Annotated in this window: 19 protein-coding genes and 1 tRNA gene; 16 read left to right on the top strand and 4 right to left on the bottom strand. The window is 29.4% G+C overall.

What is annotated here, in order from left to right:
- Positions 1-4: 4 nt before the first annotated feature.
- The gene (locus tag ACEXNK_RS11940) at positions 5-955 is read right to left on the bottom strand and encodes an FAD:protein FMN transferase (RefSeq protein WP_373598768.1); all 951 of its coding nucleotides are present in this window, start codon (positions 953-955) and stop codon (positions 5-7) included.
- Positions 956-1,121: 166 nt separating this feature from the next.
- Here ACEXNK_RS11940 and ACEXNK_RS11935 point away from each other — a divergent pair, with 166 nt between their 5' ends.
- The 4 genes from ACEXNK_RS11935 (at position 1,122) to ACEXNK_RS11920 (ending at position 3,525) form a co-directional block, all read left to right on the top strand.
- Positions 1,122-1,487, top strand: a complete 366-nt coding sequence (locus tag ACEXNK_RS11935; RefSeq protein WP_373598767.1) for a NusG domain II-containing protein — start codon at positions 1,122-1,124, stop codon at positions 1,485-1,487.
- 16 nt (positions 1,488-1,503) lie between these two features.
- On the top strand, positions 1,504-2,178 hold the full coding sequence (locus tag ACEXNK_RS11930; RefSeq protein ID WP_373598766.1) for a uracil-DNA glycosylase: 675 nt from the start codon (positions 1,504-1,506) through the stop codon (positions 2,176-2,178).
- A 251-nt stretch (positions 2,179-2,429) separates the two neighbouring features.
- On the top strand, positions 2,430-3,242 hold the full coding sequence (locus tag ACEXNK_RS11925; RefSeq protein WP_373598765.1) for a G5 domain-containing protein: 813 nt from the start codon (positions 2,430-2,432) through the stop codon (positions 3,240-3,242).
- A gap of 186 nt (positions 3,243-3,428) precedes the next feature.
- Positions 3,429-3,525 (top strand) — tRNA-Sec (locus tag ACEXNK_RS11920).
- A gap of 60 nt (positions 3,526-3,585) precedes the next feature.
- On the opposite strand, the gene ACEXNK_RS11915 is transcribed toward ACEXNK_RS11920, so the two are convergent.
- Complete coding sequence (locus ACEXNK_RS11915; RefSeq protein WP_373598764.1) at positions 3,586-4,308, bottom strand: hypothetical protein; 723 nt, start codon at positions 4,306-4,308, stop codon at positions 3,586-3,588.
- Positions 4,309-4,387: 79 nt separating this feature from the next.
- On the opposite strand from ACEXNK_RS11915, the gene ACEXNK_RS11910 reads away from it, so the two are divergent.
- Positions 4,388-5,092 carry a tRNA threonylcarbamoyladenosine dehydratase gene (locus ACEXNK_RS11910; protein ID WP_373598763.1) on the top strand — a complete coding sequence of 235 codons (705 nt, stop codon included), beginning with the start codon at positions 4,388-4,390 and terminating at the stop codon, positions 5,090-5,092.
- 419 nt (positions 5,093-5,511) lie between these two features.
- Here the strand turns inward: ACEXNK_RS11910 and ACEXNK_RS11905 are convergent, their stop codons facing one another.
- On the bottom strand, positions 5,512-6,336 hold the full coding sequence (locus ACEXNK_RS11905) for a ComEC/Rec2 family competence protein (protein ID WP_373598762.1): 825 nt from the start codon (positions 6,334-6,336) through the stop codon (positions 5,512-5,514).
- A 162-nt stretch (positions 6,337-6,498) separates the two neighbouring features.
- Between ACEXNK_RS11905 and ACEXNK_RS11900 the strand changes: the two genes are divergently transcribed.
- From ACEXNK_RS11900 to holA, 5 genes are all read left to right on the top strand, one after another.
- Positions 6,499-7,449 (top strand): DUF2156 domain-containing protein, encoded by a 951-nt coding sequence (locus tag ACEXNK_RS11900; RefSeq protein ID WP_373598761.1) that lies wholly within the window; start codon positions 6,499-6,501, stop codon positions 7,447-7,449.
- A 1-nt stretch (position 7,450) separates the two neighbouring features.
- The gene (locus ACEXNK_RS11895; RefSeq protein WP_373598760.1) at positions 7,451-8,617 is read left to right on the top strand and encodes a GNAT family N-acetyltransferase; all 1,167 of its coding nucleotides are present in this window, start codon (positions 7,451-7,453) and stop codon (positions 8,615-8,617) included.
- Positions 8,618-8,771: 154 nt separating this feature from the next.
- Positions 8,772-9,794 carry a BMP family lipoprotein gene (locus ACEXNK_RS11890; protein ID WP_373598759.1) on the top strand — a complete coding sequence of 341 codons (1,023 nt, stop codon included), beginning with the start codon at positions 8,772-8,774 and terminating at the stop codon, positions 9,792-9,794.
- Between the two features lie 259 nt (positions 9,795-10,053).
- The gene (locus tag ACEXNK_RS11885; RefSeq protein ID WP_373598758.1) at positions 10,054-11,334 is read left to right on the top strand and encodes a ComEC/Rec2 family competence protein; all 1,281 of its coding nucleotides are present in this window, start codon (positions 10,054-10,056) and stop codon (positions 11,332-11,334) included.
- Entirely contained in the window at positions 11,288-12,319 is a 1,032-nt protein-coding gene (gene holA, locus ACEXNK_RS11880) for a DNA polymerase III subunit delta (RefSeq protein WP_373598757.1), read from the top strand. The genes ACEXNK_RS11885 and holA overlap by 47 nt, the downstream gene beginning before the upstream one ends.
- A gap of 488 nt (positions 12,320-12,807) precedes the next feature.
- On the opposite strand, the gene rpsT is transcribed toward holA, so the two are convergent.
- Complete coding sequence (gene rpsT / locus ACEXNK_RS11875) at positions 12,808-13,074, bottom strand: 30S ribosomal protein S20 (protein ID WP_021129043.1); 267 nt, start codon at positions 13,072-13,074, stop codon at positions 12,808-12,810.
- Positions 13,075-13,350: 276 nt separating this feature from the next.
- Between rpsT and gpr the strand changes: the two genes are divergently transcribed.
- The 6 genes from gpr (at position 13,351) to ACEXNK_RS11845 (ending at position 19,483) form a co-directional block, all read left to right on the top strand.
- A complete protein-coding gene (gene gpr, locus ACEXNK_RS11870; protein ID WP_373598756.1) occupies positions 13,351-14,307 on the top strand; it encodes a GPR endopeptidase in 957 nt (318 codons plus the stop codon).
- A gap of 10 nt (positions 14,308-14,317) precedes the next feature.
- A complete protein-coding gene (spoIIP, locus tag ACEXNK_RS11865) occupies positions 14,318-15,319 on the top strand; it encodes a stage II sporulation protein P (protein ID WP_373598755.1) in 1,002 nt (333 codons plus the stop codon).
- Between the two features lie 9 nt (positions 15,320-15,328).
- Positions 15,329-15,586, top strand: a complete 258-nt coding sequence (locus ACEXNK_RS11860) for a hypothetical protein (protein ID WP_373598754.1) — start codon at positions 15,329-15,331, stop codon at positions 15,584-15,586.
- Positions 15,587-15,720: 134 nt separating this feature from the next.
- Positions 15,721-17,526 (top strand): translation elongation factor 4, encoded by a 1,806-nt coding sequence (gene lepA / locus ACEXNK_RS11855; RefSeq protein ID WP_373598753.1) that lies wholly within the window; start codon positions 15,721-15,723, stop codon positions 17,524-17,526.
- Positions 17,527-17,672: 146 nt separating this feature from the next.
- Positions 17,673-17,945 carry a hypothetical protein gene (locus tag ACEXNK_RS11850; protein ID WP_373598752.1) on the top strand — a complete coding sequence of 91 codons (273 nt, stop codon included), beginning with the start codon at positions 17,673-17,675 and terminating at the stop codon, positions 17,943-17,945.
- 392 nt (positions 17,946-18,337) lie between these two features.
- Positions 18,338-19,483, top strand: coding sequence for a hypothetical protein (locus ACEXNK_RS11845; RefSeq protein ID WP_373598751.1), 1,146 nt, complete (start codon positions 18,338-18,340; stop codon positions 19,481-19,483).
- Positions 19,484-19,587 lie beyond the last annotated feature (104 nt).

The following is a 19,587-nucleotide window of genomic DNA, read 5'->3' as shown; positions in this document are numbered from 1 at the left end:
CAGGCTATTTTTCGTTTTTGATTGTAAAACTTGAGTCTGTTAGCTTAAAGGAATCTTTTAAGCCTGGTGTTGTGTATATTTGTTTGTCTTTTGTTATGAATATTGCTTCTGTGTTTGGTGTTTTTTCTATTAGTTTTAAGCCTTTTTCTAGTCCTAGTGAGAAGGCTGTTGTTGATAGTGCATCACAGTTCATTGAGTTGTCTGAGATTATTGTTACACTGCTAAGGTTGTTTTCTACAGGGTATCCTGTTTTTGGACTTAGTATGTGATGATATATTTTTCCGTCTTTTTCTATATATCTTTCGTATATTCCAGATGTAACTACTGAGTTATTTGTTGTAGTGATGCTTCCGATTGCGTTTCCTCTAGGTTTTGTTGGGTCTTGTATTCCTATGTTGAATTTAGTTTTTCCATCTTTTGTTCCTAGTGTGTAGATGTTTCCTCCTAGGTTTACTATTGCACCTTCTATTTTTTGATCTTCTAGGTACTGTACTACTTTGTCTGCTGCATATCCTTTGGCTATTCCGCCTAAGTCTATTTTGGTTTCAGGATTTTTTAACATTACTGTGCTGTTTTTTTCGTCTAGTATTATGTTTTTGTAATCTACAGAAGGTAGTAGGGCGTTTACTTCTTCTTGTGTTGGTACTTTTGCTTTTTCGTTTCCTATGTTCCAAAGTTGAACTAGTGCACCTATTGTTGCATCAAAGCTGTCGTTAGATACTTCTGAGTAGTGTAGTGAAGCTTTTATAACATTAAAAGTATCTTTTGAAACTTTAACAGGTTCTTTTCCTGCATTTTGATTAATTTTGTAAATGTCACTAGATATTGTAGATGGATTCATTTTGTTATCTATGTCTTTTACTATGTCTTCGCAGTGTGATAGTATTTCGTTTGCTTTAGCTTCGCTTGATTTTGTATATATGGTTACTTCATTTACTGTTCCTAAGTAATACATGGTTTTAGAGTAAGTGTTTACTCTTTTGTTAAATATAAAAAAAGCAGAGATAGCTAATAGGGCAATTAATACTATGTAAAATGTAAGTTTTTTGTTTTTCATGATGTTTCCCCTTTTTAGTATTTATGATATATTTAATTATATTACAAAAGCTTGGAGGAATAAAATGAAAAAAAACGATTTTTTTCTTATATTGCTACTAATTGTTGTCATAGGAGGCGGTTTAGCTTTTAATCATTTTAGACAATCAGATAAAGGCGATAAGGTAGTTATATATGTAGATAAAGAGGTTTATAAAGAAGTTCCCTTAAATAAAAATGAAGAGTTTACAATAAAAACCAAAGAAGGATATAATAAAGTGAAAATTCATGATGGCGGTGTAGAAGTTGTTGAGGCTTCTTGTCCTGATGATGTGTGCGTTAAAACTGGGTTTATAACTAAATCTAATCAAAGTATAGTTTGTATACCTAATAAAGTTAGCATAAAAATAGTGAGTAATGAAAAAAATGATATAGATATAATATCAAATTAATTAAGTAGGTGAGAGTATGGTTAATATAGGAAATGATTGGGATGTAGTTCTAGAAGGTGAATTTGAGAAGCCATATTACCTAGAGCTAAGAGAGTTTTTAAAGGAAGAATATTCAACAAGGATTATATATCCTAATATGAATGATATATTTAATGCGTTAAAATATACATCTTACAAGGATACTAAAATTTTAATATTAGGACAAGATCCATATCATGGTGAAAATCAAGCTCATGGATTAGCTTTTTCAGTTAAGCCTGGTGTTAAGACTCCACCATCATTGTTAAATATGTACAAGGAGTTACGTGATGAGTATGATTGTTTTATACCTAATAATGGATACTTAGTTCCTTGGACAGAGCAAGGCGTTTTACTTTTAAATACAGCACTTACGGTAAGAGCTCATGAAGCTAACTCTCATAAAGGAAAAGGGTGGGAGATATTTACTGATAATGTTATAAAGAAATTAAATGAAAGAGATGAACCGGTTATATTTATACTTTGGGGTAATAATGCCAGAAGTAAGAAGAAGTTTATAGATACTGATAAGCATTATATAATAGAATCAGCTCATCCAAGTCCACTATCAGCTAGTAGAGGATTCTTTGGGTCGAAACCTTTTTCAAAAGCTAATGAAATATTAACTAGCTTAGGAAAAGGTACCATAGATTGGCAAATACCTAACATATAAAAACGTATTTGTAAATAGAAAAAAGTGAAAAAGTAATGGTTTTCCTGAAATGTTAATGAATTAAAATCAAATCAAAAAAACTTAATGTTTAATAGTAAAATATGAATGTGCGTACCTATTGAAAAAACTAGGTAGGCACATTTTTTATTTTTTGTCAATTTGACAAAAGAAAATATTCAAGTTACAATTTTGTAACGAATTAGTAAACAAATACCATAAAAATAGATTAAGAAAAATGAAAGGAGAAATATATGGATTTGAACAGGCAGAAAGTTATTATATTTGTAACTTTAACTATAGCAATCATAGGAATTTTTATAACATCATATTCACAACTTAAAAAAGATGTTGTAGTTACCTTAAAAGGAGAAACAAAAAAGGTAAGTACATTTAAGTCTAATGTAGAGGAATTATTAAAAGAACAAAATATAAAATACGATAGCAATGATAAAATTAATATAGCATTAGATAAAAAATTAGAAGATGGAACAGAGGTAGAGGTTATTGATGTAAAATCAAAAACTGTAAAAAAATATAAAGAAGTTCCATTTGAGGTTGAAATTTTAGAAGATAAAGATTTATTAAAAGGTGAAAGTGAAGTTATTCAAGAAGGTAAATCAGGAAAGAACGAACTTATATATAATCTAACATATCATGATAACAAACAAGTCGATGAAAAATTTGTAAAAGAAGTTGTTTCTAAAGATCCAGTAAACAAGATTATAAGAAAAGGTGTAAAGGAAGAAGTTTTAGTAGCTACATCTAGAGGATCAAGAAGAAACGCTGAAAGTCCAAGAGGAAATAATATGAGAGTAGAAGCTACAGCTTATACAGGTCATGGAATAACCTCTACAGGAACAACGCCTAGATGGGGAACTATAGCAGTTGACCCAAGAATAATCCCGTATGGAAGTAAAGTTTATATACCTCAATTTGATAAAGTATTTATAGCTGAAGATTGTGGAGGAGCAATAAAAGGAAATAAAATAGATATATTTATGCATGATAGTACATCAGTTTATAACTGGGGTAGAAGAAGTATAGATATACAAATAATAGGTTAGGATTTAAGAGGTGCAAATTTTTGCGCCTTTTTTTACCTTAAAAGTATTATTTTGTATTATATAATTTGCTTAAAATAAAAATAAATGTAAAAAAATGAAAATGTTTGCTAAAAATAGTTGCATTATAATTGAGGGTGTGATAATATAAGTTTGTAAGTAAGAGGAGTGAGAAAGACATCCCAATATGGGAGTGGATGGGTGCTGGTGTGCCCTCTAGTCTTCAAAACTAGTATGAGGGGTTAAGAGCTTCTTGGGTGGGTTCGATTCCCACGCACTCCCGCCAATAAAATGAAAGAAGGAACTCTAGTCAGGGTTCCTTTTTTGTGTTTATAATTATATTAAATTACTCATCTATTGGATTTTCTTTTTCATGAATTGTAAACTGACTCAACTCTGGATCCCAAGTATAAACTTCTTTTGAAACTTCTTTGTCTGAATTATCTTCTCCATTTAAATAAGTTTTTATATAAAGAATTTTAGGGGGAATATCTTCTAAAAAATCTATAGTAGCAGATAATATATTTTTACTATTATTAGATGCGTTTGAAATTTCAACATATATATCTTTTTCTAACTTTGAAACATACGAAGAATTTTCTTTAAAAAATATTTCTACAAATTCCTTGTCATTTAAATGATTATTTTTGTTTTCACAACTTTGCTCTACTATTAAAAAGTCATTGAAGAAATAAAAATCATTAATTTCATCTAAGTCATCAACTAGAGAATTAAATGAATATGTATTGTCATTGTTTTTTTTATAAAAAGCTATAAAAGATTTATTTTGCGGTAATGTTATAGTAAAGGCAGTATAGTTGTTTTTATCATTTTCTATAGTTTTATATATATCAAGTTGCATATAGTCTGTATATTTTATAAAATCTTCTTTATGAGTGTCTTTTAAAATTTGGACAATTAAATTATAATTATCACTATTAGACATTGCATTTATGATAATAGATTCATTTATATGAGGTTTATTATTATTTATATCTATTACTAATAATAAGCAAACTAACAAATTAATCATTAGTAAATAGATTAGTAAAGTTATTGTTTTTTTCAAAGCACCACCCCTAATTTGTAAATAGATATTAAATTATATTCTTATACATAAAAAAAATTACACAAGGAGCGTTAAGATTATGGAGAAAAATTTTAGAACTAGAACTGGTCTTATAATAGGAAACGAAGGACTGGATAAATTAAAGAACTCTAATGTTATAGTATTTGGAGTTGGAGGAGTAGGTAGTTTTGCGGCAGAGGCTATAGCTAGAGCTGGTGTTGGTAAGATGACTATTGTAGATTTTGATGATGTTGATATAACTAATATAAATAGACAAATACCTGCGCTTCATTCAACTGTTGGTAGAGATAAGGTTGATGTTATGAAGGAGAGAATTTTAGATATAAATCCTGATATAGATATAAAGGCTGTTAAGGCTAAGTATACGGCTGAGAATAGTGATGAATTACTGTGTGAAGACTATGATTATGTAGTGGATGCTATAGATATGGTTACTTCAAAGATTCATTTAATAGAGAGTTGTGTTAAGAAGAATTTAAAGATAGTTAGTTCTATGGGTATGGGTAATAAGTTAGACCCTACTAAGATTGTTGTTACTGATATATATAAGACTCAAATGTGTCCTTTAGCTAAGGTTATGAGAAAAGAGTTAAGAGATAGAAGAGTTAAGAAGTTAAAGGTTGTTTATTCTACTGAGCAGCCTGTAGAGTTAAAGGAAAAGATAATGAATGGTAAGAAGATTACTCCTGGTAGTATATCTTTTGTTCCTTCTGTTGGGGGACTTACTATAGCATCAGTAGTAGTTAATGAGTTAATAAAGTAAATTTGAAGGGAGTTTTCTGTGGGCGCTCCGTGTGAATATATAATTTATCTCCATACAAGCAAAAAGACGCTTGTAAATGTCGATTAAATTATACATTCACACTCTGCTACACATAAAACTCCCTTTCTTGATTACTTTATAGTTAGGGCGGAAGTGAGGAGCTTCGGGGCAAGTACACCTGTCCACTTCGCTATGTACGGAAATACACCTTTTTATTTATGATAGAGAGGGGAGAAAGTTTAGGGCTTTGTGTGAATATATAATTTATCTCCATACAAGCAAAAGACGCTTGTAAATGTCGATTAAATTATATATTCACACTCCGCTACACATAAAACTCCCTTTCTTGATTACTTTATTATAGAGAGAGGTGTGAGTATATAAAACTCTCTTTTTTAAAAAGTAAAGTGTGTTATAATTTATTTTGGTGGGGCGGAGGTTGTTATTGTGTTTCCGTCGCTGTAGAAGGTTATGTGACCTTGTTTGTCTGTTCGGTAGACTTTTGTATTGTTTTGGGCTAATCTATGTAGTGTGTCTTTGTGAGGGTGTCCGTATTGGTTGTTGTACCCACAGGATATTGTTGCTACATCTGGAGATATTTCTTGAAGAAATTCTTCGCTAGAAGAACTTTTGCTTCCGTGGTGAGCGACTTTTAAAAAGTCTATGTCTTCTAGGTTGAAATTGTTTATAATTTCTAATTCATTTTCGTAAGTACAGTCTCCTGTAAATAAAAAAGATTTATTTATATAGTCTAATTTGAAAACTATAGAGTTTGAATTGTTGTCAGTATGGGTATAAGAAGGATTTAGAACGGTTATTTTTATATTGGGTTCTAAATTAAGGGTATCTCCTGTGTTTAGGTAACTAGGATTTATACCTTTTTTACTACAAGATTGTATTAGATTATAATATGCATCACTTGAAGTTTCTTTGTTTGGAAGGTAAATATTCGATACATCAAATTTATTTATTATATCATCTAAACTTCCAATGTGATCGGTGTCGGGATGAGTTGCTATTATATAGTCTAAGTTTTTTACTTTCTTGTGTTTTAAGAATTTATTTATAATAAGAGAACTGTCTTCGTGGCCACCATCGACTAGTATGTTAGAATTATCTGGAGTTTGGATCAATATACTGTCACCCTGACCAACATCTATCATATGAATAGATAGTAAGTCTTTTTTGCCACACCCAGTTAAAAGTGTTATTATAATAAATATTAAAAATGCAAATTTTTTCATTATTCACTCCAATCATTACCTGTTTATATTATAAATATATAGACAATATTAATTATTAAAGAGTCATTTAATAGTTTAGACTATTATCAATAAAATATTCATATATGGTAATTGTATGAAGTGAAAATATAATATAAAAAGTATCAAAAGGAGAATTTTAGTATGATTTTAAAAGAGATTGACATAAATGTAGAAGACAAATTAAATCCAGTTTTTAAAGAGATTGATATAAATGCTTATGATGAGTTAAGGCCATTTTTTAATTCGGTAGATTATGAAGCATGTGAGTATTGTTTTACTACATTATATATGTGGAGAGATATGTACAAGACTAGTTATTATGCAAATGAGGATTTTGCTATAATTGTAGGGGAGTATGAAGGTGATAGATTCTCTGTACTTCCATTAGCTAATAAGGAAAATATTCATAAAGCATTAGATTTTATGCTTGATTATTTTAAAAATGAAGACCATAAAATATATTTAAGAGCTGTTACAAAGGAAGTTGTAGAGCTTTTACAAAATGATTATCCGGATAAATTTAAGTATATAGAAGAAAGAGATTATTTTGACTATGTTTATGATGGTGAAAGTTTAAGGACTTTAAAAGGTAAAAAGAATCAAAAGAAAAGAAATCACTTGAATTATTTCTTAAAAGAGTTTGAAGGAAGATATGAATATAAAAGACTTGGAAAAGAAAATTTTGATGATTGTATAGCTTTATTAAAAGCTTGGGCTGTTAATAAAGAAGAAAGTGGAGATGCAGAAGAAGGAATAGATGATGAGTTTATAGCAATCAAGAAGATATTTGATCATTATGATGTATTAGAAAATGATGTTAAGATATCTGGAGTATATGTAGATGGTAAGTTAGAAGCTTTCACTATAGGTGAAAATATAAATGAAAATATGGCTGTAATTCATATAGAGAAGGCAAACCCAGAAATTAGGGGATTATACCCATTCATAAATCAACAATTTTTGGTGAATGAATTTGAAAATGTTGAGTTTGTAAATAGAGAAGAAGATTTAGGAATAGAGGGACTTAGAAAAGCTAAACTTTCATATCATCCATGTAAGTTCGTAGAAAAGTACACTGTTATGGAGGCGTAGTATGAATATAAGATATGCTATAGATAGGGATTTAGAGAATATAAAAGATATATGGAATTATTGTTTTGGGGATGAAGAAGCTTTTGTTGAATACTACTTTAATAATAAGTACAAACCAGAGAATACAATTATAATTGAAGAGGATGATGAATTGATGTCATCTCTTCAATTAAATCAATATAGAATAAAGCTAAATAATAAGGTATATGACACTTCTTATGTTGTAGGAGTTTCTACATATCCAAATGCTAGAGGTAAAGGCTATATGAAGGATATGATGGATTTTGCTTTAAATGAGCTTTATAAAAAAGGACAATTAGTATCTTTACTTATGCCTATTGATTATAGACTGTATAGAAAATATGGATATGAACATTGTTATGATCAAATAGAGTATAAATTAGATATAGATGGTTTAAAGCAATTTAAGATAAATGGTGATTTTGAAAAAATAAGTGATAAGCATATACCGTATATGGTGGATATACATAATGAGTTTCTAAAAAATGCAAATGGATATGTAGATAGAGATGAAAGTTATTATGAAAACTTATTTAAAGAAATAAAGTGTGAAAATGGACATATGTATATACATAAAGATGAAGAATATGAAGGATATATCATTTACTTTATAAATGAAGGAACTATGTTTGTAAGAGAGATGTATTATAAAAATATGAACTCTTTAAAATCTATGTTGAAATTCATATTCAATCATAATACACAATGTAAAAAAGTAAGTGTTATGAGTCCTATGACAGATAATATAAGATACATATTATCAAATTTAAAAGATAATGAAGTTAATATAAAACCTTTTATGATGGGAAGAGTTATAAATTTAGAAGGTTACTTAAATAATTTAGAAGTTAATTGTAAGGATTTAGAACCTGTTTATATAGAAGTTGTAGATAATCAAATTAAAGAAAATAATGGAGTTTTTGAAATCTACGTTAAAGATAATAAGGTATTTTCCAAAAAAAGTAATAACAAAGCTAACATGACTTTAAGTATAAACTATATTAGTCAATTGGCATTTTCATATATAGATGTAGAAAAAGTACTATTTTTAAATGATATAAATAAAAGCAAAGAAAACACAAATGAAATTAATTTACTAAATTCTATATTTAACAAATTGGAAAACTATGTAAATGAATATGTATAGAGAATAGAGCTACTTACGGAAAGTAGCTCTATTTTTGTGCTTGAATAAATTATATCGATTCTAAAATATAAATAAGCACGATAGTGAATGTATTTACAAGTGTAAAGACACCTGTTAAAATAAAGTTGAAAATACAATAATTTCAGGAGGGGTCATGGGTAAATTAAGTAAATATCTAAAAGTTTTTATGCTAGCAGGTTTAGTTACAATAGGAGCTGTTGGATGTAGTACAGGTGAGAATACTGATAATAGTAAGGGAAAAGAAGAGAAAGATGAGTTTTCAGTAGGGATTGTTTTAGGTGAAGGTGGAGCTAATGATCAAAGTTTTAATCAATCATCAATTGAGGGATTAGAAAAAGCTAAAAAAGAGTTGGGAATAAAAGGTACGTATTTGGAAGCTAATCAAGATTCTGATTATGTTCCTAATATAGAGACTTTTATAGATCAAGAGACTGATTTGATAATAGGAGTTGGATATACTACTGCTGAACCTATGTTGGATGCAGCTAAGATGTATCCAGATAAAAAGTTTGTTATAGTAGATCATAATTATGAGGAAGAGGGACAAGAAATTCCTGAGAATATGGTGAGTGTTACTTTTGATGAGAAGGAAGCTGCTTATTTAGTTGGATTAATAGCTGGTAAGATGAGTGAAACTGGTAAAGTTGGATTTATAGGTGGTATGAAGATACCTAATATAACTAGATTTGAAGAAGGTTATGTAAAAGGTGTTGAAGCAGTTAATCCTGATATAAAGGTTGTTTCTCAGTATGCAAATTCTTTTGATGATGCTAGTTTAGGTAAGTCTATAGCTAATCAGATGTATTCAAATGATGTGGATGTTATATTTTCAGCAGCTGGTGGAGTTGGAACTGGAGCTATAGAGTCTGCTAAGGAGAATAATAAGTATGCTATAGGTGTTGATATGGATCAAAATAGTTTGGCTCCTGATAATGTTATTACTTCTGCTATGAAGAGAGTTGATATAGGAGTTTTTGATATTATATCTAGAATTGAGTCTGGGCATTTTGATGGTGGAAATGCTGTTGTTTATGGGTTAGAGGAAGAAGCTGTTGGGATTGCTCCTTCTACTTCTAAGAATGTTCCTAAGGATGTTTTAGAGTATGTTGATGGGAAAACTAAAGAAATAATAGATGAAAAAATAGTGATTGATTAGGAAGTTAGTTAGGTGGTTGGTTGTTTGGCGCTCCGGGTGGGAGGTGTAGGTTTTGCTCCATACAAGCGGTAAGGCATGCTTGTAAATGTCGCTGCAACCTACACCTCCCACCCTACGCTTACCAAAATAGTACAACTACATTTTTGTATGGAGAAAAGAGAAAAAAGAAAAGAAGGAAGTATACTTGTAATGTTGAGGTGTGATTTAAAAATATGTATATGTGCATACTCTTAGAAAATAAGTTTTTTAGGAGTTGTGTATGAGAAGGCCACTGTTAGTTGTGTTTTGTGTTGTTTTGATGCTTAGTTTTTTTGTTACGAATACTGATAAGGAGAATGAGGTTGTTTCAGATGAGTTTGTGACTGTGAGTGGGCTTGTTAGTAATAGGGTTGAGAAGGAGAAGTATGTTCAGTTTGATGTTGATGGCTGTTTAGTTAAGGATTATTCTAAGAAGTTGAGTGTTAGAGCTGGTGATGTTGTTAGTGTTAAGGGGAAGTTTAAGCATTATACTAGTTTGAAGTTTGAGGATTTTGATTATGGTAGGTATCTAAAGAGTAATGGGTATGAGGGAGTTTTGGATGTTAAGTCTTATGAGAATGTTGGTAGTAATTTATTTTATTCTAAGGTTTTTACATTTAAGGATAAGATTTCTAAGACTATGAATTATTTGTATAAAGATAAGTCTGAGTTTATTAATTCTATTTTGATAGGCGAGAAGGAAGGTATTGATAAGAATCAGAAGGAAATTTTTTCTAAGACTGGGGTTAGTCATGTTTTGGCTTTGTCTGGTCTTCATGTTAGTATTTTGATAACTATTATAGGTTATAGTGTTGGTGGTATAAATAATTTTTATAAATTAATTTTAGTTGGAGCTATTTTGTGGATTTATAGCATTATGGTTGGGCAATCCCCTTCTATAGTTAGGGCTATAGTTTGTAGCTTGATAGCTTATTTAGCTGTGTTTGTTCAAGAGAAAGTCGATGGCATATCTAGTTTGTCTTTTATAGGTAGCATTTTGGTTATAAGTAATCCTTATATAATTTATAATGTTAGTTTTCAATTGTCTTTTTTGGCAACTTTGTCTATAATATATTTCTATGGTTATATAAATGAAAGAATTAAATTTAAGTTAATCGCACTTACTATATCTGCTAATATTCTTACTGTGCCTTTGGTGTGTTATCATTTTGGTAATATATCATTTATAGCTGTTATTAGTAATGTAGTTGTTGTGCCATTTTTAAGTATTATTATCTATATAAGTATCTTAAGTGTTATAATATTACCTGTGAGTTTGACAATATCTAAAATTATGGTTATAATAAACACCCTTATAATAGATATTATAAATAGGAGTTTGGAATTTTTATACAATCTTAGGTTTAGTTTTGTAGAGGTTGAAAAAACTAATGTAAAGTTTATAATTATATACTATATTGTGGTTGGTATATACATGATATACAAAGAAATAAAGACGATAAAGGAGCAAAAGAATGGATTACAAGGATATCATCAGAAGTATGAAAAACAACGAATTTAAAAGTGCATATCTTTTCTATGGAAGGGAATTTTACTTACTAGAGAATGTAATTAAAACTTGTAAAAAGAGTTTAAATGAAAGTATGATCGACTTTAACATGGATATCCTTGATGGAAAAGAGTTAACATTAGATCAGTTTATGAGCAATGCTGAAACACTTCCTTTTATGGATGAGAGAAAGATATTAATCATAAAGGATTTTGAGCTATTAAAAGGAAAGAAAAAGAATTTTTCTGATAGTGATGAAGCTGAACTTATAGATTATTTAGATAAGATACCTAGTACGACAGTGATAGTTTTTATTGTGTATGGGGATGTAGATAAGAGAAAGAGTTTAGTTAAGAAGATTAATAAGGTCGGGATAGTTAACCATTGTGATAAGTTAGGTGATATGGACTTATTTAAATGGATTAAAAATAAATTTAGACAAAGTGAAGTAGCTATAAATGATTCTGAGGTAATGTACTTTATCGAGCAAGAGGGTTATAGAGATAAAAATAGTGAGAAGACTTTATCTGATTTAGAAAATGAGATTAATAAGATTGCTTCATTTGTAGGTAAAGGAAATAATGTAACTAAGGCTATTATTGATAAGTTGTCTCAGAAGAAAGTTGAGAATGATATTTTTAAGCTTATAGATGAGATAGGTAATAAAAATTCTTCTCATGCTATGAAGATTGTTACAGATATGATTTTAGAAGGTGAGTCTGTGCTTGGGATATTTGCTATGGTTTCTAAGCAGTTTAAGCTTGTTATGCAGTCAAGACAGCTTTTAGAGCAAGGTTACACTTCTAAGGCTATTGCAGAGAAGATAGGTGCACATCCTTTTGTTGTTAATAAGGCTTTGAAGCAAGGTAAGTTATTTGATGATGCAGCTGTTGTTGATATGTTGAATTTTATATTAGAGAGTGATTTTAAAATCAAAAACGGACTTATGAGAGATACTTTAGCAGTAGAGATACTTGTTAGTAAGTACTGTCAGTAAGAAGTTGTTTAAATTATAGGTTACTGAGTGATCGCCGCTCCATGTGAATGTAGTATTTAATACTATATTCACATTCCGCTGGGTTACTTGGGAATGCTTGAGTTTAAGCAACTTCTTATTTTTTTGATAAATGAAACCATATAGGGTTGCCGAGTAATTGGCGCTCCATGTGAATGTAGTATTTACCTCCATACAAGCTGAGAAGCACTTGTAAATGTCGGTTAAATACTACATTCACATTCCGCTAGGGTACTTGGTAATACTTAAGTTTAAGTATATTATTATTTCTTTTATGACAAATGGAATTAGGTAGAGTTACTTAGTAGAATTTAGTTTTAGATGATTTACTAGGTTTTATGATAGTGGAATAGTGCGAAGGCATTGGAGGATCTATGATTGTAAGGGTTATAAGTGATAACGAGTGGGGGATAGGCAAAAGAAAAGACCCTTGATTTTATCAAGGGTCAATATCTATTCTAAACGGGTAATTATGCGTTCATTCCGTTTAATTTTTGAGCTAACTTAGCAACTTTTCTAGCTGCAGCGTTCTTGTGTATAGTTCCTTTAGAAGCTACTTGAGATATTCTCTTTTGAGCGTATTGGAATCTAGCAACAGCCTCTTCTCTATTTCCTGCAGTAACAGCTTCTTCAAACTTTCTTATTGCAGTTTTTAATTGAGATTTTCTAGCTCTGTTTAAAGCTGTTTTCTTCTCTATAACTTTTATTCTTTTCTTTGCTGATTTTATGTTTGCCATCCGTTTCACCCCCTCGTGAGTAGTTTATATTATTCATCGTCAACATATTAGATTTTAACAGAAATAAATCTAAAAATCAAGGATAATTATTATTAACTTTTTAAATATCTTTCCATTTGACTTTTTAGATTATAACCCATATCAAAATATTTTACAACCTACAAATTAATTATTCTAAAAATTTTTAAATTAAATTTAATAGGTTATAAATTTATAAAAATTGTCAACAATGTTTAGTATGATTTAATTTAAACTTTTAAATTGGAGGAATTTTGTATGATAAGTTTGAGAACTGATTTAGCATTAGAGGCTAGAGAAATATATGAACAAGGAAATGATGCTAGTCATATACCTGGAGTTAAAATAGATACCAAAGAGTTAGAGGATTGTATAGTTACGAGAGTCGAAGTTTTGGACGAACAAGGCGCAAATATTATGAATAAGGGTATCGGAATATATACTACTATAGAAAGTAAATTAATGACTTATGATGACGATGAGTCTAGAGAGGAAGTTATAGAGTATTTAAAAGATGAGCTTATAGATATACTTGGAACTGATAAGACTAAGAAAACTTTGGTTATTGGGCTTGGAAACTGGAATATAACATCGGATGCGTTAGGCCCTAAGGCTGTTTCAAAAACACTGGTAACTAGACATATATTTAAAAACTATAACAAAGATTATGATGATGATTTTACAGAAGTAGCGGCACTTAGTCCTGGAGTAATGGGTATTACAGGTATTGAAACAAGTGAAATTGTAAAGTCTATAGTAGATAAAATAAAACCAGATAGAGTAATTGCTATAGATGCATTGGCTTCTAGAAAAATGGAAAGAGTAAATTCTACTATACAAATATCAACAGCAGGGATATCTCCTGGTGGCGGAGTTGGGAACAAGAGAAAAGCACTTAATAAAGAATACTTAGGTGTAGATGTAATAGCAATAGGTGTTCCTACTGTTGTAGATGCTGCAACACTTACTAGTGATGTGCTAGATTTAGCAATTGATAATCTAATGGAACAATCTAAAGAGAGTGAAGGATTTTACAATATGTTAAAGCAATTAAAAGAAGAAGAAAAATATCATCTTATAAAAGATTCTTTAGAACCATATGATAAAAATTTAATTGTTACTCCAAAGGATATAGATGAGACTATAGAAAACCTATCAATAATTATAAGTGAAGGGCTAAATAGATCTCTACATCCTGGAAGAATTACGAATTAGGAGGGGTTTTATGATTCCAAAAAAGATTACAAGTCTTGGAATTGCAGCTTGTATAATTTTCGGAGGATGCATAAATGTATCATATGCATTAGATGATGATGAATTTTTAAAATTTCTTATAAATACAAGTTATCCAGAAACAAAATTAGAACAACCAAAAGAAGAAAGTTCTAAAGATGATAATAAAGAAGATAAAAAGGAAGAAAGTAAAGATACTAAAGAAAATAGCAAAGATAAAAAAGCAGATAATAAAGAAGAAGATTTTATAAAGCCATATGTAGGTGTAGAAAACTTACCACAAATTGAAACCAAATCGGAAGAAGGTAATGAATCAGCAGTTGCATCTATGAGTAGTGGTTATGTAGATAATGTATTAGTTACAAAAGATCAGCCTCAGATACTTGTATATCATACACATGGAGGAGAAACTTATACAAATTCTCCAGAAGGAAACTATCACTCTGAAGATAAAGCTAACTCAACTTTAGAAATAGGAGCATTATTAACTAAAGAGTTAGCAAAAAAAGGTAGGGGTGTAGTTCATAATACTACATACCATGATATACCTGAATTTATAGGTGCATATAGTAGAAGTTTAAAGACTATAGAAGCTATGCAAGCTAAGTATGATAGTTTGGATATAATAGTAGACTTACATAGAGATGGAAGGGATTTTAATAAAATACCTAAAGCAGAATTTCATGATTTATGTACAACTAATATGAATGGTGAATCTGTAGCTAAGTTTTGTTTTGTAGTTGGAGAGAAAAGTGAAAACTATCAACAAAATTTAAAACTAGCACAAGAGATTACTGCTTATGCAGAAAATAAGTACCCTGGAATAACTAGACCTGTAGTTACAAAGGACAATGGAAGATATAATCAATATAAATCTGACAATCCACTGCTAATAGAAGTTGGAGGAAATGCAAATACTATAGAAGAAGCTAAAGCGTCAGTTAAGTACATAGCAGATGTAATAGATGGATATTTCAAACAAAAAGGAATGTAATATTAAACAATGAGCCGTGTAGAGCGAAAACAAGAGGAAAAAAATAAAAAAGCAGCTAGAAAAGTTATATATAGGTTTATATTTCTTACAATTATGATATGTATATTAAGTGTGGGCCTGTTTATAGTAGATAAAGAAGCTACTCTCATGATAGGCGAAGTTGAAGAATATAATATAGAAGTGTTTGTAAAAAACTTTGGTAAATCCGTAATAGAAGCTACCAAAGAAATAGAAGAAAAGCTAAGTAAATTAAATAATTTAAGATAAGTTAGGGTTATCATTTTGATAACCCTAATATTATTTTGAACAACAGTGATTTAAATTGTCGTATCAATATTTACATAATGGCGGATATATTATAAAATAAAAGTTATGATAATAATAAAAAGGAGGAACAAAAGGTGGACAGCAAACAAAGTAGAATGAGAAATTTTAGTATAATCGCACATATTGACCATGGTAAGTCTACCTTAGCAGATAGATTAATTCAACATACAGGGCTTGTTAGTGATAGAGAAATGAAAGACCAGTTACTTGATAACATGGATCTTGAAAGAGAAAGAGGTATCACTATAAAGCTTCAAAATATAAGATTAGTTTATAAAGCTAAGGATGGACAAGAGTATTTCTTAAACTTAATAGATACTCCAGGACACGTAGACTTTAACTATGAGGTTTCAAGAAGTTTAGCAGCTTGTGAAGGGGCTTTACTAGTAGTAGACGCAGCACAAGGTGTTGAAGCTCAAACTTTAGCTAACGTTTATTTAGCATTAGATCAAGATTTAGAAATCTTACCAGTTATAAATAAAATAGACTTACCTAGTGCAAGACCAGATGAAATAAAAGCAGAGATAGAGGATATAATAGGACTTGATGCAAGTGAAGCTCCACTTATATCAGCTAAAAGTGGTTTAAATATAGAAGATGTACTAGAAGCTATAGTTAAAAACGTACCAGCACCACAAGGTGATAAAGAAGCTCCTTTAAAAGCTTTAATATTCGACTCATACTACGATGCATACAAAGGTGTTGTAGCTTATGTAAGAGTATATGAAGGTACTGTTAAAAAAGGTATGACTATAAAAATGATGAACACTAACAAAAAGTTCGAGGTAACTGAGGTTGGTGTTATGGCTCCAGGACAAAGAGAGTTAGACGAATTATGTGCAGGAGATGTTGGATACATAGCAGCAAGTATAAAAGATATAAGAAGTTGTAGCGTTGGTGATACAATAACTGATGCAAATAATCCAACTGAAGAACCAATGCCAGGATACAAAAAGGCAACTCCAATGGTTTACTGTGGTATATACCCAGGTGAAGGAGAAAAATACGAAAACGTAAGAGATGCTTTAGAAAAGTTACAAGTTAATGATGCTGCTCTTGAGTTTGAAGCTGAAAGTTCAGCAGCTTTAGGATTTGGATTTAGATGTGGATTCTTAGGACTATTACATATGGAAATAATCCAAGAGAGATTAGAAAGAGAATTCGACCTAAACATAATAACTACTGCACCATCTGTTATATACAGAGTTACAAAAACTGATGGAGAAATAGTTATGGTACAAAACCCAGCTAACTTACCAGAGCGTGATGAAATAAATATAATAGAAGAGCCTATGGTTAAAGGGGATATAATAGTTCCTAAAGATTATGTAGGTACTGTTATGGAGCTTTGTCAAGAAAGACGTGGAGATATGATAAACATGGAATACATAGATGATAAGAGAGTTATGCTTCACTATGACCTTCCATTAAATGAAGTTGTTTATGATTTCTTCGATGCTCTAAAATCTAGAACAAGAGGATACGGATCTCTAGATTACGAGTTAAAAGGATATGTTCCTTCTAACCTTGTTAAGCTAGATATCTTAATAAATAAAGAACAAGTTGACGCACTTAGCTTTATAGTTCATGAAACTAGAGCTTACCCAAGAGGAAAGGCTATGTGTGAAAAATTAAAAGGTGAAATACCTAGACATCAATTCGCAGTACCTATACAAGCTGCTGTTGGTAACAAGGTAGTTGCTAGAGAAACTATAAGTGCACTTAGAAAAGACGTTCTTGCTAAGTGTTACGGAGGAGATATATCTCGTAAGAAGAAACTTCTTGAAAAGCAAAAAGAAGGTAAGAAACGTATGAGACAAATCGGATCTGTAGAAGTTCCTCAAAAGGCATTCATGTCTGTATTAAAATTAGATAGCTAAGATTATAAAGCGAAATAACATTTGTTATTTCGCTTTTTTTACGTTTAATAGAGGAATTATAGTGTGTAGATTGAGTGAATGCTATAATTAAAGATAAGTTCAAAATTGTTAAAATAGCGTATTAATAATATAACATAGGAGGATTTATGATAAGGATATGGAGATATAAGTTGTTTCAATCTATGGTATTTATATTGATAGAATTGTCATTAGGAATAGTAACGAGTAGATTAGAAACATTACAGTTTTTATTTGAAAATGGTAATTTAGGTATTGGGAATGATGTTGTTAACAGTTTAATAAAAGATATAAAAATTATAAGAATTGTAGCTATTATATTATGGGGACTTGTATTAGGTTTATATTCAAATTTTATATACTCAATTAATAAATCAATAAATGTAAAAAATAATTCATAAATTTAATATATAAGCTCCGAAGACAACTTTATAATATATATAATTTAAATTTAACCTGAGTTTATTTAAAGCTCTCAATTTAGTCTTGTTAATAGATTGTCTTGATATGTTAAATAAGCTTGTAATTTCAATGTCTGAATAGTTTAAAGCATATTTATATTTGATTATTTTTTGTACTTTGGGCGTTAAATCCTTAATTATATCATTAAAAAAATTATATCTAAATTAATATTTAATAAGGTAAAAGGTATACATTTCGTAAACGTAATTGGTAAAAATGTATTTTATTAGTTTTGATTTTTTATAATATTCTTTATTTAATCCCTAACATAGATTTAATTGAAAATAAATGATAGTATAATATAAAAACATTAATTTTATTAGAGGTAGCTATGTATAACAAATTATTTACAGTTAAAATGACATTAACCGAGATTGACTTTAAAAATTTATCCGAAATCCTTATTTGTTCTAAAAAAAGATATTTTATAATATCAACATTAATTAAGTCACTTGCTATTACCATTATTCTTTCAATATTTAAAAATATAACAGATATAAAATATATAGTTTATCTATGGATGATTATTTTAATTCCAATATCTATAGGAATGGCTATATTAAGAAGGCATAGGGTTAATAAAGCTATAATTAGAACGTTCAATAAGAGTAATTCCCAATCATTAATAGTATGTATAGACGTTTATAATGATAGATTTTGTTTATCAAAATTAAATGAAGATAATATGGATGTATTTAAGTTTGATAAACTTTTAAAGATAATTGAAAGCCAAGACTATTTTATTATATATAAAGAATCTAACAAACCAAATTTAATTTCTAAAGAGTTTATGACAGAACAAATGATAAATACATTTAGAGAAAAATGTAAATCATACTCAAAATCTAATTACAAAGAAATTAAATTAATTAGTAACTCAATTATAAAAAAATTTATGTATCCAAAAAGTATAGTTCCTATCTGTGGAATAATAATTATATTTTTATCTTTGTTAGTTATATTTACTCCAATGCAAAAAGACAAAAAAAGTACTGATAATCCAAATATATTTACTGGTAAAATTTATCCTACAGGCACATTAACTTTATTAGACTCCAAAAATTTTAAGTTTGATGAAAATATGTTGAGTTGTCCTATTAGACATATGACTGTTGCTTCTGCGCCCATTTTAGATGATTCAGATGAAAATTATATAAGAAATTTATATTCGAATACTTCTCTGTATATAATTCCTAAAGAGTCTTTTGATAAAATCATTTATACTGAAGATAAGAAGTTATATTCTAAGGTTAGATATCAAACTATATTTAGCTGCGAGTATGATTTTGATAAAACTTATTTAGCGGATGGATATATATATCAAAATGGTGATTTTTATCAAGCAATTTACGATTATAGTCAAGGTGAGTGTAACCCTATTTATGTTAAAGGTAAATTTACTAATGATGAAATGAATCAGTTACAGCAAATATACAATAAAGCTTTTAATTCTAAGTTAAATAAAAAAGTCACTTAAAAAAAGTGACTTTTTTTTATATTGTAGAAACCAATGCAGTTATCGCTGTAACAATTTCAGCTACTGAGGCAACAAGTCCTACAAATTACACCATATTAAACTAT

The organism is Paraclostridium bifermentans, assembly GCF_964259345.1.
GTDB classification, from domain to species: domain Bacteria; phylum Bacillota; class Clostridia; order Peptostreptococcales; family Peptostreptococcaceae; genus Paraclostridium; species Paraclostridium bifermentans_B.
This window is presented reverse-complemented; position numbering and strand designations above follow the sequence as displayed.